The sequence below is a fragment of the Pseudomonas sp. LABIM340 genome, assembly GCF_040017195.2.
In the GTDB taxonomy this organism is placed as follows: Bacteria; Pseudomonadota; Gammaproteobacteria; order Pseudomonadales; family Pseudomonadaceae; genus Pseudomonas.
Map to the genome: position 1 here is coordinate 4,754,851 of NZ_CM200227.1, position 14,062 is coordinate 4,768,912.

Annotated in this window: 11 protein-coding genes and 4 tRNA genes; 8 read left to right on the top strand and 7 right to left on the bottom strand. The window is 64.7% G+C overall.

Going from position 1 to position 14,062, the window contains the following annotated elements:
• Positions 1-187 precede the first annotated feature (187 nt).
• From wecB to ABKS89_RS21760, 5 genes are all read left to right on the top strand, one after another.
• Positions 188-1,342: a non-hydrolyzing UDP-N-acetylglucosamine 2-epimerase gene (wecB, locus tag ABKS89_RS21740; RefSeq protein ID WP_348587035.1), complete on the top strand. Its 1,155-nt coding sequence runs from the start codon at positions 188-190 to the stop codon at positions 1,340-1,342.
• On the top strand, positions 1,339-3,513 hold the full coding sequence (gene nfrB / locus ABKS89_RS21745; RefSeq protein WP_348587037.1) for a cyclic di-3',5'-guanylate-activated glycosyltransferase NfrB: 2,175 nt from the start codon (positions 1,339-1,341) through the stop codon (positions 3,511-3,513). The genes wecB and nfrB overlap by 4 nt, the downstream gene beginning before the upstream one ends.
• Positions 3,510-6,695, top strand: coding sequence for an NfrA family protein (locus ABKS89_RS21750; protein ID WP_348587039.1), 3,186 nt, complete (start codon positions 3,510-3,512; stop codon positions 6,693-6,695). Before nfrB ends, ABKS89_RS21750 begins: the two co-directional genes overlap by 4 nt.
• Entirely contained in the window at positions 6,695-7,570 is an 876-nt protein-coding gene (locus ABKS89_RS21755; RefSeq protein WP_348587040.1) for a DUF4434 family protein, read from the top strand. The genes ABKS89_RS21750 and ABKS89_RS21755 overlap by 1 nt, the downstream gene beginning before the upstream one ends.
• A 96-nt stretch (positions 7,571-7,666) precedes the next feature.
• The gene (locus ABKS89_RS21760; RefSeq protein ID WP_348587042.1) at positions 7,667-8,734 is read left to right on the top strand and encodes a GGDEF domain-containing protein; all 1,068 of its coding nucleotides are present in this window, start codon (positions 7,667-7,669) and stop codon (positions 8,732-8,734) included.
• 53 nt (positions 8,735-8,787) lie between these two features.
• Here ABKS89_RS21760 and ABKS89_RS21765 read toward each other — a convergent pair.
• Positions 8,788-8,864, bottom strand: a tRNA-Arg gene (locus ABKS89_RS21765).
• Between the two features lie 92 nt (positions 8,865-8,956).
• Here ABKS89_RS21765 and ABKS89_RS21770 point away from each other — a divergent pair.
• Positions 8,957-9,433, top strand: a complete 477-nt coding sequence (locus ABKS89_RS21770; protein ID WP_348587044.1) for a GNAT family N-acetyltransferase — start codon at positions 8,957-8,959, stop codon at positions 9,431-9,433.
• Between the two features lie 2 nt (positions 9,434-9,435).
• Here ABKS89_RS21770 and phnN read toward each other — a convergent pair whose 3' ends face one another.
• On the bottom strand, positions 9,436-9,999 hold the full coding sequence (gene phnN / locus ABKS89_RS21775; RefSeq protein WP_348587046.1) for a phosphonate metabolism protein/1,5-bisphosphokinase (PRPP-forming) PhnN: 564 nt from the start codon (positions 9,997-9,999) through the stop codon (positions 9,436-9,438).
• 487 nt (positions 10,000-10,486) lie between these two features.
• Between phnN and amrZ the strand changes: the two genes are divergently transcribed.
• On the top strand, positions 10,487-10,819 hold the full coding sequence (amrZ, locus tag ABKS89_RS21780) for a transcriptional regulator AmrZ (protein WP_017517196.1): 333 nt from the start codon (positions 10,487-10,489) through the stop codon (positions 10,817-10,819).
• Positions 10,820-10,943: 124 nt separating this feature from the next.
• Here amrZ and mgtE read toward each other — a convergent pair whose 3' ends face one another.
• Positions 10,944-12,386, bottom strand: a complete 1,443-nt coding sequence (gene mgtE, locus ABKS89_RS21785; RefSeq protein ID WP_138215117.1) for a magnesium transporter — start codon at positions 12,384-12,386, stop codon at positions 10,944-10,946.
• 322 nt (positions 12,387-12,708) lie between these two features.
• Between mgtE and bamE the strand changes: the two genes are divergently transcribed.
• The gene (gene bamE / locus ABKS89_RS21790; RefSeq protein WP_138215118.1) at positions 12,709-13,236 is read left to right on the top strand and encodes an outer membrane protein assembly factor BamE domain-containing protein; all 528 of its coding nucleotides are present in this window, start codon (positions 12,709-12,711) and stop codon (positions 13,234-13,236) included.
• 82 nt (positions 13,237-13,318) lie between these two features.
• On the opposite strand, the gene ABKS89_RS21795 is transcribed toward bamE, so the two are convergent.
• The 4 genes from ABKS89_RS21795 to csrA form a co-directional block, all read right to left on the bottom strand.
• Positions 13,319-13,395: transfer RNA gene (locus tag ABKS89_RS21795), tRNA-Arg, on the bottom strand.
• 98 nt (positions 13,396-13,493) lie between these two features.
• Positions 13,494-13,570, bottom strand: a tRNA-Arg gene (locus ABKS89_RS21800).
• A 109-nt stretch (positions 13,571-13,679) separates the two neighbouring features.
• Positions 13,680-13,770, bottom strand: a tRNA-Ser gene (locus ABKS89_RS21805).
• 60 nt (positions 13,771-13,830) lie between these two features.
• Positions 13,831-14,016: a carbon storage regulator CsrA gene (gene csrA / locus ABKS89_RS21810; RefSeq protein WP_003085981.1), complete on the bottom strand. Its 186-nt coding sequence runs from the start codon at positions 14,014-14,016 to the stop codon at positions 13,831-13,833.
• Between the last annotated feature and the right edge of the window lie 46 nt (positions 14,017-14,062).

The following is a 14,062-nucleotide window of genomic DNA, read 5'->3' on the forward strand; positions in this document are numbered from 1 at the left end:
CCACTGACGACGCGGCCTGCAGCCAGGCGACAAAACATCTAAAAAGGTCAATGTACCTGACCTGTATCACTGGCAACACCAGTTGTCGCTGGACAGCCCGGACTTGAGCGACTTTCATTGCCCTTGGAAAAAATCCCACACGGAAAACCGAAGGCGGCCCCACAAGGGTGCGCCCAAGGAGCAATTGATGAAGTACAAAGTCACCATGGTTTTCGGAACCCGTCCGGAAGCCATCAAGATGGCCCCCCTCGCCCGCGTCCTCCGCCGTACCCCGGAAATCGAGCTGCGCATCTGCTCCACCGGCCAGCATCGCGAGATGCTACAGCAAGTGCTGGACTCCTTCGAACTCGAGGTGGACGAAGACCTCGACGTCATGACCCAGGGCCAGACGCTGAACAGCCTGTCCCTGCAGATGATGGGCAAGCTGGACGACAGCTACGACCGCCACCGCCCGGACATTGTGCTGGTCCACGGTGATACCACCACCAGTTTCATCGCCGCCCTCACCGCCTTTCACCGGCAGATCCCGGTGGGCCACGTCGAGGCCGGCCTGCGTACCGGCAACATCCACCAGCCGTGGCCAGAAGAGGCCAATCGCCGCCTCACCGCAGTGATCGCCGACCTGCACTTCCCGCCGACCAAGGCCTCGCGCGACAACCTGCTGCGCGAAGGGGTGAACATCGACCAGATCGAGGTCACCGGCAACACGGTGATCGACGCCCTGCTGTGGATGCGCGAGCACCTGCACGAGACCGGCTGGAAACCCGCCATCGACTCGCCCCTGGCCAGGTTCACCGGGGAACGTCGCGTGGTACTGATCACCGGCCACCGCCGGGAGAACTTTGGCAAGGGCTTCGAGCGCATCTGCCAGGCCCTGGCGGAGCTGGCCCAGCGCTTCCCCGACGTGGACTTCGTCTACCCGGTGCACCTCAACCCGCAGGTGCAGAAAGCCGTCTACGGCCTGCTCTCGGACAAGCCCAACATCCACCTGATCGCCCCGCAGGACTACCAGCACTTCGTCTGGCTGATGGACCGCGCGCACATCATCCTCACCGACTCGGGCGGTATCCAGGAGGAAGCCCCGGCGCTGGGCAAACCGCTGCTGGTGCTGCGCCGCGTCACCGAGCGCCCCGCCGTGCTGGAGGGCGGCACCGTAGTGCTGGTAGGCACCAACACCAGCCGCATCGTCAGCGAAGCCAGCCACCTGCTGCGCGACGAGGAAGTCTACGAGCAGATGAGCCGGGTATTCAGCCCCTACGGTGACGGCCATGCCAGCGAGAAGATCGTCGCCCGGCTGCTGTCCTGGTTCGGTGAATCACGTACGCCAAGCGAGTTCGAATGAGCCTCGAACTGGTCGATATCCTCACCTACGTTCTCTATGCCCTGAAGTACCTGGCGATCATCCTCGCCGCGCTGATGTTCCTGCTCGGCCTGGATGACCTGTTCATCGACCTGGTGTACTGGGGCCGGGTACTGGTGCGCCGCTTCCGCATCTACAACCGCTTCGACCGGGCCGACGAGGAACGCCTCTTCGCCGCCCCGGAGAAGCCGCTGGCGATCATGGTGCCGGCCTGGAACGAGGTCGGCGTGGTGGGCGAAATGGCCCGCCTGGCGGCCTCCACCCTGGACTACGAGAACTACCAGATCTTCGTCGGCACCTACCCGAACGATCCGCAGACCCAGGCGGACGTGGACGCGGTGTGCCTGCACTACCCCAACGTGCACAAGGTGGTCTGCGCGCGCCCCGGCCCCACCAGCAAGGCCGACTGCCTGAACAACATCATCGACGCCATCCTGCGCTTCGAGGCCGACGCGCGCATCGAATTCTCCGGCTTCATCCTGCATGACGCCGAAGACGTCATCTCGCCGCTGGAACTGCGCCTGTTCAACTACCTGCTGCCGGCCAAGGACCTGATCCAGATCCCGGTCTACCCCTACGCCCCGGAATGGACCGGCTTCACCGCCGGCCACTACGTCGACGAGTTCGCCGAGAACCACGGCAAGGATGTGCCGGTGCGCGAGGCGCTGACCGGCCAGGTGCCCAGCGCCGGCGTCGGCACCTGCTTCAGCCGTCGCGCCATCGCCGCGCTGCTGGAAGACGGCGACGGCATCGCCTTCGATGTGCAGAGCCTCACCGAGGACTACGACATCGGCTTCCGCCTCAAGCAGAAAGGCATGAAGTGCATCTTCGCCCGCTACTCCATCACCGACCCACAGCTGGCGCTGAAGAACGAGTGGGTGCCGGGCATGGACCGGCGCTTCTCCCAGGTCATCTGCGTGCGCGAACACTTCCCGCGCACCTGGCAGCACGCCATCCGGCAGAAGTCCCGGTGGATCACCGGGATCGTCTTCCAGGGCACGCGCAACCTGGGCTGGAGCAGCAAGGGCATGCTCAACTACTTCCTCTGGCGTGACCGCCGGGGGCTGATCGCCTACCTGCTGAGCTTCCTGGTCAATCTGCTGTTCCTGGTACTGATCACCATGTGGCTGATCACCAGCCTGTCACCCAACGCCTGGCGCTTCCCATCGATCCTCGAAGGCAGCCAACTGCTGGTGGCACTGCTGTTCCTCAACGGCCTGATGCTGTTCAACCGGTTGTTCCAGCGCTTCTGGTTCGTCACCCGCTTCTACGGCATCTTCGAGGGACTGCTGTCGGCGCCGAGGATGATGTGGAGCAACTTCGTCAACTTCTTCGCCAACCTGCGCGCACTCAAGCAGGTGATGGAGATGGGCGATTCGCGCCGGGTCGCCTGGGACAAGACCACCCATGAATTCCCCGCCCTCGCCGGCCCGCAGCGCACGCCGCTGGGCCAGCGCCTGGTCGCGCAAGGCCTGATCAGCGAAGAGCAGCTGCAATCGGCATTGACCAGCCCGGTCCGTCGCCGCCTGGGTCGCGAGCTGCTGCTGCGCGAGCTGATCACCAGCACCCAGTTGGTCGAAACCCTGGCCGAGGAGCTGGGCGAGGAATGGGCGCCGCTCAACCCCTTCACCCTCGACGAGAAGCTCATCGAAGCGCTGCCGCGCAAGCTCGCGCTGCGCTATGCGGTGCTGCCGGTGGCCATCGAGGGCGACAGCCTGATCCTGGCCAGCGAGCAGCAGATCAGCCAGGTTTCCCTCGGCGCCATCAGCCGTCAGCTCAAGCGCCCGGTGCGCGGTCGCCTGGCTCCCCAGGGCCGCGTCACCCTGGGTTTGCGCCACTGGTACGGGAGCCGTAACCAGACCGACGAAACCCGCGCCATCGTCGATGCGCTCCGCCAGCGCCAGGGCGACGAGTCACTGATGGAACGCCTGTGCGGGCACGTGGTGATGTTCGGCACCCTGCTGCAGGTGCGCGGGATGGTTCCGCCGAGTCTGTTCAACCAGGCCCTGATCGACTTCGACCCGGAGCAGGACTCCCTCGGAGAGCACCTGATCAAGCGCGGTATGATCACCCAGCAGGTGCTCGAGGAAGCGCTCAAGGAACAAGCCAGCGAACAGCACGAGGCCTATCGCATCGCCCGGGAGGCCGTGTGAAACCGCAACAACCCCTGCTTTACGGCCTGATCCTGGCGAGCTTCGCCGCCCCGCTGGCGCAGGCCGCCGATGACCAGCTCACGGAGTTCCAGCGCTTTCGCAGCTTCCCCTATCTCGACAAGGGCTACAAGGAAGCGAAGAAGAGCAACTGGGCGGAAGTCGAACGCCTGATGCGCCACCTGCTCGACCGCGTGCCGAACAACACCGAGGCGCGCTCTCTGCTGATCCAGTCCCTGGCCAAGCAGCAGCGTTTCGACGACGCCGAGAAGGAGGCCCAGGCACTGGCCGGCACCGATGCCGGCGTGCAGGCCCTGACCGAACTGCGCCTGGACCTGATCGAAAACGGCCCACCACCCGAAGTCCAGATCAACCAGTGGCTGGCCCACACCAGCAACGCCAACGAGCGTGTGCGCCTGTGGCAGGCCTACAGCCTCAAGCTCGGCCAGACCCAGGGCGCCGCCAAGGCGCTGGACTGGCTCGGCACCCTGCCGCCGGGGAACGACGGCCGCGTGCTGCGCGAGGCCCGCGCCAACTGGGCCGAGCAATTGCGCGACTGGGACACCACCATCGCTCAGCTGGCGCCGCTGGCCGCCGCTCACCAGCTCTCCGCCGATGACTGGCGCCGCCTGGCCAACGCCTACGCCCAGCGCCTGGAAGAGAAGCCGCTGGAGCAGTTGATCCAGCAGGCGCCCGACGCCAACGCCGCGCGCCAGGCAAGACTGGCGATCATCGACCGCGCCATCGCCGTCGAGCAGACCGAAGTGGCCAAGCGCTGGTTGCTCACCCTGCCGGAACAGGACCGCAACGACCCGACTCGCCAGGCGCAACTGCTGGAGGTCGCCCGCGACAGCGCCGACACCTCGCTGGTGACCAAGCTCAGCGACCAGCAGAACCGGCCATGCCTGGAAACCACCGAATGGCTGTCACGCCACGACCAGGCGGCAGCGCTGGCGAAGCTGCAGCAGTGCAAGCCGGCAGACGATCCGAAGACCTGGCTGGTGCTGGTCCAGCGCCTGGACGCCACCGACTTGCTGGAGAACACCCGGCTGCCCGAACCCTGGGACAGCGCCCGGCGCGACCAACTGGTGGACTCCTGGCGGCGCCAGGGGCGCACCGATCTGGCGCTGGCCTGGCTATCGCGCCAACCACAGACGCCCGACACCGTGCGCCAGCGCGCCGAGCTACTGCAGGCCCGCGGCCGCACCGGCGAAGCGGCGGCACTGTGGGAGCAGCGCTATCGCCAGACCGGTGACCTCAAGGCGCTGGATCAGGCCAGCTACCTCGCCCTCAACGCCGGGCGCACCGAGCGCGCCAAGCAACTGCTGGAGAGCGCCTACGACCGCCGCGGGGGCAACCTGCCTCCTGCGCTGCTGCAGCGCCTGGCCGGCATTCACGCGCGCAGCGACACGCCTCTGGATGTCGCGCGCATAGAAGCCCTGCTGCCCAAGGCCGACCCGGTCTCGCGCGGCTATCTGCTCGGCCGCCTGGCCGAAGCCGGGCGTTGCGACGCCCTGCAGCGCTACCTGAGCCCGGACTCCAACACCCCCGGCGAACTGCGCGCCCTCGGCCGCTGCTCCATGCCCGAGCGGCCCGGCGAAGCGGTGGTCTACTACCAGGCCGCGATCGCCCACGGCGACAAGCAAAGCCAGCTGCCACTGGCCTATGCGCTGGAAGCTGCCGGCGACCCCGCCGGTGCGCTGCGCATCTTCAACGCTCTGCCCGCCAGCGAACTCAACGACAACGCCCGCCTCACCGCCAGCCGCGCCGCACTGCTCACCAACGACAATGCCGGCGCCGAGCGCTACTGGCAGCAGGCGAAGAAAGGCAGCGCCGACGACTGGGCACTGGGCGCCAACATCGCCGACGCCCGCGGCGATTACCCCGAAGCCCTTTCGCGGCACCGCGAGGCCCTGCAGCATCAGCCCAATGGCCAGCACTTCTACAACGCCGCCGGCAGTGCACAGAAAGCCGGGGACACGCAGCAGAGCAAACTCTGGCTGGCCGAGGCGGTACGCCGCGAACCGAACAATCCGCGCTTCCGCGCCGACTACGGCATGCGCCTGGCCGGCACCGACACCCCGGAAGAACGCCGCACCGCGATCCCCTACCTGGAGCGCGCCACCCGCGATTACCCCGAGGACTTCCGCCTGGGCGAAACCCTCGCCTGGCGCTATGACGAAGCCGAAGACAGCTTCGCCGCCCGCCGCGAGCTGCGCCGCGTGATCGATCTGGAACAGGACCCGGTCGCCGCCGATGACGAGTACGGCAGCCTCGAAGCCCGCCGCTTCCGCCAGCGCCGCGCGCACCAGGTCATGTCCCAGCGCGACAACCTGACCATCGCCAGCACCTGGTCGCCTGCCGGCGTCACCACGGTGCCGATCCTCAATGGCGACAACCAGACCGGCAACCGCCGCCGCGCGCAATCGCAGAACCTGCAGACCTTCATCTGGGACCACGCTCTGGGCGAGGAACCGACCCGCAACGGCAGCACGCTCTCGGTCTATGGCCGGGCGATCGCCGGCAACGAAGGGCGCAAGCAATACACCCAGACCCTCGCCGCCGGTTTCGGCCTGCGCTACAAGCCCTTCGGCGACTACAACCTCAACCTCTACAGCGAGCTGTACAAGCAGAATACGGTGAACGACGACGGCGACTCCGACTACGCCTTCGACGGCATCCGCCTGCACGAGATCGGCACCCCCGAGAAGTTCGAGCGCTACGTGCGCCAGCGCGACAAGTACGGCCAGACCTCCACCGACTTCCTGCTGCGCGCCACCGCCTCCTTCCTCGACCAGGGCGAGTACCGCAACGACTGGCGCGTGGACGAGAGTGACTGGGACGAGCGCTTCCTCTACACCGACTTCGCCTGGTGGACCCACGCTGGCGACCATCAGTGGGTCTCGCGCTACCAGCAGGGCCACACCTGGAAGCTGCCGGTGGACTCGCCGCAGACGATCATGCCGTACGGCTTTGCCGAGTTCTCCGCGCAGGACCCGAGCAACGACTGGCGCCAGGACCTGCGCAGCGGCGTCGGCCTGCGCTGGCAGTACTGGTATGGCGAGGACCGCTACAACGCGTACCGCGCCCACGTCACCGTGCGCACGGAGTACCAACTGGGCATGGCGGGCAATCTCTATGAACAGGCCAACGGCTGGCTGGTGGGACTCGAGGTGAACTTCTGATGCGACGTCTGATTTTCGCCCTGGCCCTGCTGTGCTCCGCCGCCGCCGCGCACGCCGATGAGCGCCTGTTCTACCAGCCGCTGAATGTCGATGCAGCGCTGAGCGACGCGCAGTGGCAGCAGATCTGGCGCGCCAGTGCGGCCCAGGGTGCGAAGACCCTGATCGTGCAATGGACCGCCTATGGCGACTCCGACTTCGGCGGCGCCAACGGCTGGCTCGCGCGCTCCCTGAAAAGCGCCCACGACCAGGGCCTGCAACTGGTCCTCGGGCTGTACATGGACCCGGCCTACTACCAGCGCCAGAGCGAGCTGGACACGCCCGGCCTGGAAGCCTACTGGCAGCATCAGCTGGGCCGCTCCCTGGCGCAGCAACGGCAGGTGAGCGAGCAGTGGAAACTGCCCGTCGCCGCCTGGTACCTGCCGATGGAACTGGACGACTGGCACTTCCAGGCCGTCGAGCGCCGCCAGGCCCTGCAGCATCAGCTCAAGCACTTTGCCGGGCAGCTGAAGGCACCCCTGCAACTGAGCGCCTTCTCTGGCGGCAAGCTGGCGCCGCAAGTGTACGGCGACTGGCTGGGGCAGATCGCCGGGCTCGGCGTGCAGGTCTGGTGGCAGGACGGCGCCGGCACTGGCGCGCTGCCCGAGCGCGTGCGCCAGGCTTACGCTGCCGCCCTGCCCTGCCCGGTCGGCATCGTCCGCGAAGCCTTCCGCCAGACCAGTGCCGCCGGCCAGCCTTTCCATGCCGAGCCTGCCTCGCCTTCCAGCACGTCCACCGGCTGCCACGCCAGCGCCGTGTTCGAGGTGCGCTACCGGCCCTGGGGCAAGGCGCTGCTGGACAACCAGCGCGCGCATCCCAGCACCTCCGCAACGCCCTGAAACATCCCCCACCCGATGCCTGCCGCACGCTAGCGCGGTGGGCATCGGGTTCGGCTATTCTCGCGCGAGCGATCCCACACGCGCACAGGGCGGTTCATGTTCAAGACCATCGAGTCCGAGATACTCAAGCAAAGCGTCCCGGCCGGGATCAGGGCCGAATTCCTCCAGCACGATTTCGAGCGACTCCACGGGCTCAGCCTGCTGATCTTTGCCGTGAGCGCCGCCATGTGGCTGCTCTTCGACCTCATCGTCAGCTTCCAGGCCGGCCAGGGTTTCACCTATGTCTCGGTGCTCTTCCTCGGTGTGTTCTTCCTCATCACCGTGGTGGCCAGCTTCGTACGCAAGGCGGTGCACTTCTACTGGCTCAACCTGGCCTTCGTCATCACCTTCAGCCTCGGCGCACGCCTGGTGATCGACGGCTTGCCGGAGCCACTGCGCCCTGCCTGGCTGGTGATCGCGGCCGCCACGGTGCTCTACAGTGCCACCGCGATGCCGCTGAACAATCTCGCCTTCTATTCCGTGCTGGTAGTGACCTGGACCTTCCTCAACCCGCTGCTGGGCGATGTGCCGGCCCTGGAGGCGCGGCGCAGCATGCTGGTCTGCTACCCGCTGTTCATCAGCGCGCTCTCGGTCTACATCTTCCACCACCTGAGCAAGGCCAAGCTGTACAACTACGCCATGGCCCGGCTGCTGCTGGACCAGGCCTACCTCGACGTGCTCACCGGCATCCCCAATCGCCGCTCCTTCATGACCCGCGTCGGCCAGCGCCTGGGAGGCGACGGCGAGCAGCGCTACCTGGTGATGATCGACATCGATCACTTCAAGCGGGTCAACGACACCTACGGGCATGACATCGGCGACGAAGTGCTGACCCGCGTCGCGCGCGCCATCCAGCATGAAATGCAGGACTTCGAATTCGCCCGCCTGGGCGGCGAGGAGTTCGGCCTGTACCTGTGGGGGATCAGCGTGGAGGATGCTCAGTCGCGGGTCGAGCAGTTACGCCGCGTGACCGCCGAGCTGCCCGGCACACCCAGCGTCACCATCAGCCTGGGCCTGGCCCATCTCTCCGCCGAGGGCACCCTCAGCCAGGCGCTGATCAAGGCCGACCAGGCGCTGTACGACGCCAAGCACAATGGGCGCAACCGGGTGACCTATTCGCCGTGATGGCCACCCCGGCCAGAAACGAAAAAGGCCCGCAGATGCGGGCCTTGGCGTGCTGGTGTCCCGGAGAGGGGTCGAACCTCCAACCTTCCCCTTAGGAGGGGGACGCTCTATCCAATTGAGCTACCGGGACAATCGGGTCGGCATGTTAACCACCGACGGGCGATTTGTCATGCCGCCGCCACCAGCGCGGTCCATAATTTCGCCGTCAGCCGGAGAAACGCCATGACCACAGACGACGGCGCCCTGCCCGATTCCCCTTTCGCTACCTTCGATGTCCGCGTCGCCACGGCCGGTGATGCGGCGGCTCTTGCTCCGCTGCTGCAGCAACTGGGTGCGCGTGACCCGCTGCCCGACACCGCTTTGCTCGCCCTCGCCCTGAGCAACCAGCAGCCCTCGCGGGTGACGTTGATCGCCGAGCGCGATGGCGTCTTGCTCGGCACCTGCACGCTGCACCTGATCGAGCACATCGCGCACGGCTTCGCCCGCTCGGCAATCCTCGAGGACATGGTGGTGGACAGCCGCGCACGCGGCCAGGGCATCGGCCAGGCGCTGATCGGTCGTGCCGTGGAATGGGCGCGGGACTGGAAGTGCTACAAGCTGGCGCTCTCCAGCCACCAGGACCGGGAAATGGCGCACCGTTTCTATGCGGCGATGGGCTTCGCGCCCCACGGCGTCAGCCTGTCGCTGAACCTGGACTGACTTCAGCTGGCCTGGGCATCAGGCGGTGCAAGCAGGCCCAGCAGGTGGCCGACCGTCACATCCAGGGACACCGAGTTGTCCAACTCCACCAGCGGCCCGGGCAGACCATCGGCAAAATGCGCATTGCGCGCCAGGCGCTCCTCGATTTCCGCCAGCGTCTCCCGCCCGCGCTTGAGCAGGCGCTGACGCAGCACCTCAGCATCGACCTTCAGCAGCACCGCGATCAGCTGCGGATAACGACGACGGGCCTCAGGCAGGTACTTGCGCGAACCATTGACCAGCACGTCGTGACCGGCAGCAAGCCAGTCATTTATCTCGCGGGGAATGCCGTAGTGCAGGCCATTGGCGCGCCAGCTCATGGCGAAGGCGCCGGAGCGCTCCAGCTCGGTGAATTCGTCGACGCTCACCGAATGCGCCTCTTCACCGCGCGCCTCGGCGGAACGGGTGATGACGCGCCGGACGATCCGGCAATCCATCGCGGCCAGCGGAGCGCTGGCGGCCTGCAACACGCTGTCCTTGCCGGAGCCCGAAGGGCCCATCAGGAAAATCAGTCTGCCTGGGGTCATGAGACTCTCGGTGCGCCGGCGGCTCGGCGCTACTTCAATTCTGATCCGCGGGGCGGATAATACTCCGAGCCTTGTGCGATATCAGTGAAATCCCGATATCGACGCCCGCATGCCGCCACCGCTCCTGACTCTCCACCCAGCGCTGTGCCATCATGGCAATCCGCGACGAAGTGCCCTCATCAGGCTGCCCAACGGCAGGCAGGCGCACGGTACACATCGACTACGCTGACTGGAACGGGCACTTCGCCAGCTTTCCCTTCAATTCCCATCCAAAGAAGGGTCTGCCTAGGCGGTCTCATTTCGGACGATTGGTGCTGGCATTTAGCCTTCACCCGAGACACAATATGCCGAAGGTTTGACGTCAAGTTATTGGATATTTTTTCAAAAGCTTTGACGACGCGCTGAACGGCCACTGGAAATCGCTGTCAAAGGGCCTGAACGAACGCTGACCCATGGCATCGGCCTCCCTGACTTACAGGTTTAAAGTATGCGCCCATTGAAACAGGCAACCCCCACCTACTCCAGCCGTACCGCTGACAAGTTCGTCGTACGTCTGCCCGAAGGCATGCGTGAGCGTATCGCCGACGTCGCTCGCAGCCACCACCGCAGCATGAACTCCGAGATCATCGCGCGTCTCGAACAGAGCCTGCTGCAGGAAGGTGCGCTGCAGGACAACCTGGGCATCCGCCTGGACAGCCCGGAACTCAGCCTGCACGAACGCGAACTGCTGCAGCGCTTCCGCCAACTGACCCATCGTCAGCAGAACGCCCTGATCGCCCTGATCGCGCACGATGCCGAGATGGCACAGAACGACGCCTGATTCGTTCGCGATACCCGAAACAGCCGGCCTCGAGCCGGCTTTTTCATGCCCGTGATTTACGGGTGCCGCATAACACAGGCACAAAAAAGCCGCCTCGCGGGCGGCCTTTTCGGCGGAGCTGGCGTTACATCAGGAACAGCGTGGCCAGTCCGAGGAAGATGAAGAATCCGCCGCTGTCGGTCATGGCGGTGATCATCACGCTGGAGCCCATGGCCGGGTCGCGGCCCAGGCGCAGCAGCGTCATCGGAATCAGCACGCCCATCATCGCGGCGAGCAGCAGGTTGAGCGTCATGGCGCCGGTCATGACCGCGCCCAGCTCCCAGTTGCCGTACAGGTAGAAGGCGACCAGACCGATCACTCCACCCCATACCAGGCCGTTCACCAGCGCTACGCCCAGCTCCTTGCGCAGCAGGCGGTTGGCACTGCTGGTCTGGATCTGATCCAGTGCCATGGCGCGGACGATCATGGTAATGGTCTGGTTGCCGGAGTTGCCACCGATGCCGGCCACGATGGGCATCAGAGCGGCGAGCGCCACCAGCTTCTCGATGGAGCCTTCGAACAGGCCGATCACCCGCGAGGCGATGAAGGCGGTGACCAGGTTGGTGGCCAGCCACGCCCAGCGGTTGCCGACCGACTTCCAGACCGAGGCGAAGATGTCTTCTTCCTCGCGCAGACCGGCCATGTTCAGGACTTCGCTTTCACTTTCCTCACGGATCAGGTCAACCATTTCGTCGATGGTGAGACGACCGATGAGCTTGCCGTTCTTGTCCACCACAGGGGCGGAAATCAGGTCGTAACGTTCGAACGCCTGGGCGGCGTCGTAGCCGTCCTCGTCGGGGGTGAAAGTCACCGGGTCGGTGGCCATGACTTCGGCTACGTCCTTGTCCGGATCGTTCACCAGCAGGCGCTTGATCGGCAGCACGCCCTTGAGCACGCCATCGTAGTCGACCACGAAGAGCTTGTCGGTATGGCCCGGCAGCTCCTTCAGGCGACGCAGGTAGCGCAGCACCACTTCCAGGCTGACGTCGTCGCGGATGGTGACCATCTCGAAGTCCATCAGCGCGCCGACCTGGTCTTCCTCGTAGGACAGCGCAGAACGCACACGCTCGCGCTGCTGCTGATCGAGGCTTTCCATCAGCTCGTGGACAACATCGCGCGGCAGTTCCGGCGCGAGGTCCGCGAGTTCGTCGGCGTCCATGTCCCTAGCCGCGGCGAGGATCTCGTGATCGTCCATGTCGGCGATCAGGGTTTCCCGCACGGAGTCGGACACTTCGAGGAGGATGTCGCCGTCGCGCTCGGCCTTGACCAGCTGCCAGACCGTCAGGCGGTCATCCAGCGGAAGGGATTCGAGGATGTGGGCGATGTCGGCCGGGTGCAGCTCTTCCAGCTTGCGCTGAAGTTCCGCCAGGTTCTGGCGGTGCACGAGGTTTTCGACGAGGTCTTGATGCTGGCCTTCCTGACGGTGCGTCAGGTCTTCCATCAGCTTGTGCTTGTGCAGCAGGTCGACCACCTGATTGAGGCGGTCCTGCAGGCTTTCCTGCGGCTTCTTGGCTTCTACTTCGGTCATAGCACGCTCCACCCCCAGTGGCAGAACGGGCCAGAGGGGATCAATACATCAGGTCGTGTGTACGCAATCGGGGTTCTGAGTAACTACTGGGTAAGTCCATGGTGGTGTCCCATGCGCCCATCGAGGGCAGATGCGGGAAATGATAACACTCCGGGGTGTATTAGGCGTTACAAAATGGCGGCCAGAACAATCGCTTGCGGGCGAAAGTTCACTGGCGAATCACTGCCCGGTTCGACGCCCGAAAGCTCCCACAGGACACCCGGCTCCGGCTGACAATTTTCACTCCTAGGCTGCAGGCAGGCCCGCCATCCAGGAGGATTCAATGCGCCTGCCCGCCCTGCTCTATTCACTCCTGATTCCACTGGTTCCGACCTGCGAGGCGGCCTCGGTGTTCCGCTGCACTGCGGCCGACGGCAGCGTGCTGTTCAGTCAGTATGGCTGCCCCGTGGAAAGGCAGCAGGAAATCCAGGAAGCGAACAATCCCACGCCCGGCAGCGGTGAGCCGGTGCCGCTGGCGATACCGCAGGAATCCGCCCCGCAGAAGCCTGTGGTGGGCAGCAAAGGTCAGGGCAAGAAGGACGCCGAGCGAGAGTCCGTCGTGGTCGTTGGCGAACAGCAGAATGGCTGCGGCAATCGCGTCACGGGCAGCGCGCGGCGCAAGGCGATCATCGAAGGGCGAGTGAGGACAGGAATGACCCGCAGCGACGTGGAGAGCACGCTGGGGAGGCCCGACAGGACCAGCCAGCACAACGAGACGTTGCGCTATCACTACGAGGCGGACAAGAAGCACGGCGCACGTACCGTGACCTTTGACGAGGATGGTTGCGTGATGGGCAAGGCGAAGCGCTGATTACGCTGCCCATGTTTTTCGAATGGAAAGTTTTTTGAAGGCAAAGAAAAAGGGCCTGCATTTCTGCAGGCCCTTTTGTATGTGGCGCACTCAGGAGGATTCGAACCTCCGACCGCTCGGTTCGTAGCCGAGTACTCTATCCAGCTGAGCTATGAGTGCGTCGTTGGCAAAGTTTAACCAGATTCACCAACTGGTTGCAGCTAGTGGCTTTTCAGCCTTTTCGCCACTGAAGCCCCGCTTTCGCGTTGCCTCTTATATGGCGCACTCAGGAGGATTCGAACCTCCGACCGCTCGGTTCGTAGCCGAGTACTCTATCCAGCTGAGCTATGAGTGCGCTGATGAGGGCGCAAATTCTAGGGCGATTTTTCTGACCTGTCAACAAGATTTTTCAATCTTTTCAGTCACTTACGTAACCGGACAACTCATCGCACCAGAGGATGCAATGGCGGAGAGGGGGGGATTCGAACCCCCGACACCCTTTTGAGGTGTACTCCCTTAGCAGGGGAGCGCCTTCGGCCACTCGGCCACCTCTCCGCAACACGGGGCGCATGATATCCATGTTTTCCCCGTTTGCAAAGAAAAATTTTAGAAAAATTAATGGTTTGGTTCTTGGTCTTTCTCTTTCTGGATGCGCTGGTAGATTTCCTCACGGTGCACAGCAACTTCCTTCGGCGCATTCACACCGATACGCACCTGATTACCTTTGACGCCCAGTACAGTCACGGTGACGTCATCACCGACCATCAGGGTCTCTCCGACCCGGCGTGTCAGAATCAGCATTCCTTTCTCCTTACGTGTTACGGGATAAGCAGTCTGCAAAAAAAGA

Excerpts from the sequence above, each read along its gene's own strand:
- bamE (WP_138215118.1), top strand. The coding sequence starts at position 12,709 with ATGCGCCTGCCCGCCCTGCTCTATTCACTCCTGATTCCACTGGTTCCG.
- ABKS89_RS21760 (WP_348587042.1), top strand. The coding sequence starts at position 7,667 with ATGTTCAAGACCATCGAGTCCGAGATACTCAAGCAAAGCGTCCCGGCC.
- mgtE (WP_138215117.1), bottom strand. The coding sequence starts at position 12,386 with ATGACCGAAGTAGAAGCCAAGAAGCCGCAGGAAAGCCTGCAGGACCGC.
- amrZ (WP_017517196.1), top strand. The coding sequence starts at position 10,487 with ATGCGCCCATTGAAACAGGCAACCCCCACCTACTCCAGCCGTACCGCT.
- csrA (WP_003085981.1), bottom strand. The coding sequence starts at position 14,016 with ATGCTGATTCTGACACGCCGGGTCGGAGAGACCCTGATGGTCGGTGAT.
- ABKS89_RS21755 (WP_348587040.1), top strand. The coding sequence starts at position 6,695 with ATGCGACGTCTGATTTTCGCCCTGGCCCTGCTGTGCTCCGCCGCCGCC.
- phnN (WP_348587046.1), bottom strand. The coding sequence starts at position 9,999 with ATGACCCCAGGCAGACTGATTTTCCTGATGGGCCCTTCGGGCTCCGGC.
- nfrB (WP_348587037.1), top strand. The coding sequence starts at position 1,339 with ATGAGCCTCGAACTGGTCGATATCCTCACCTACGTTCTCTATGCCCTG.
- ABKS89_RS21770 (WP_348587044.1), top strand. The coding sequence starts at position 8,957 with ATGACCACAGACGACGGCGCCCTGCCCGATTCCCCTTTCGCTACCTTC.
- wecB (WP_348587035.1), top strand. The coding sequence starts at position 188 with ATGAAGTACAAAGTCACCATGGTTTTCGGAACCCGTCCGGAAGCCATC.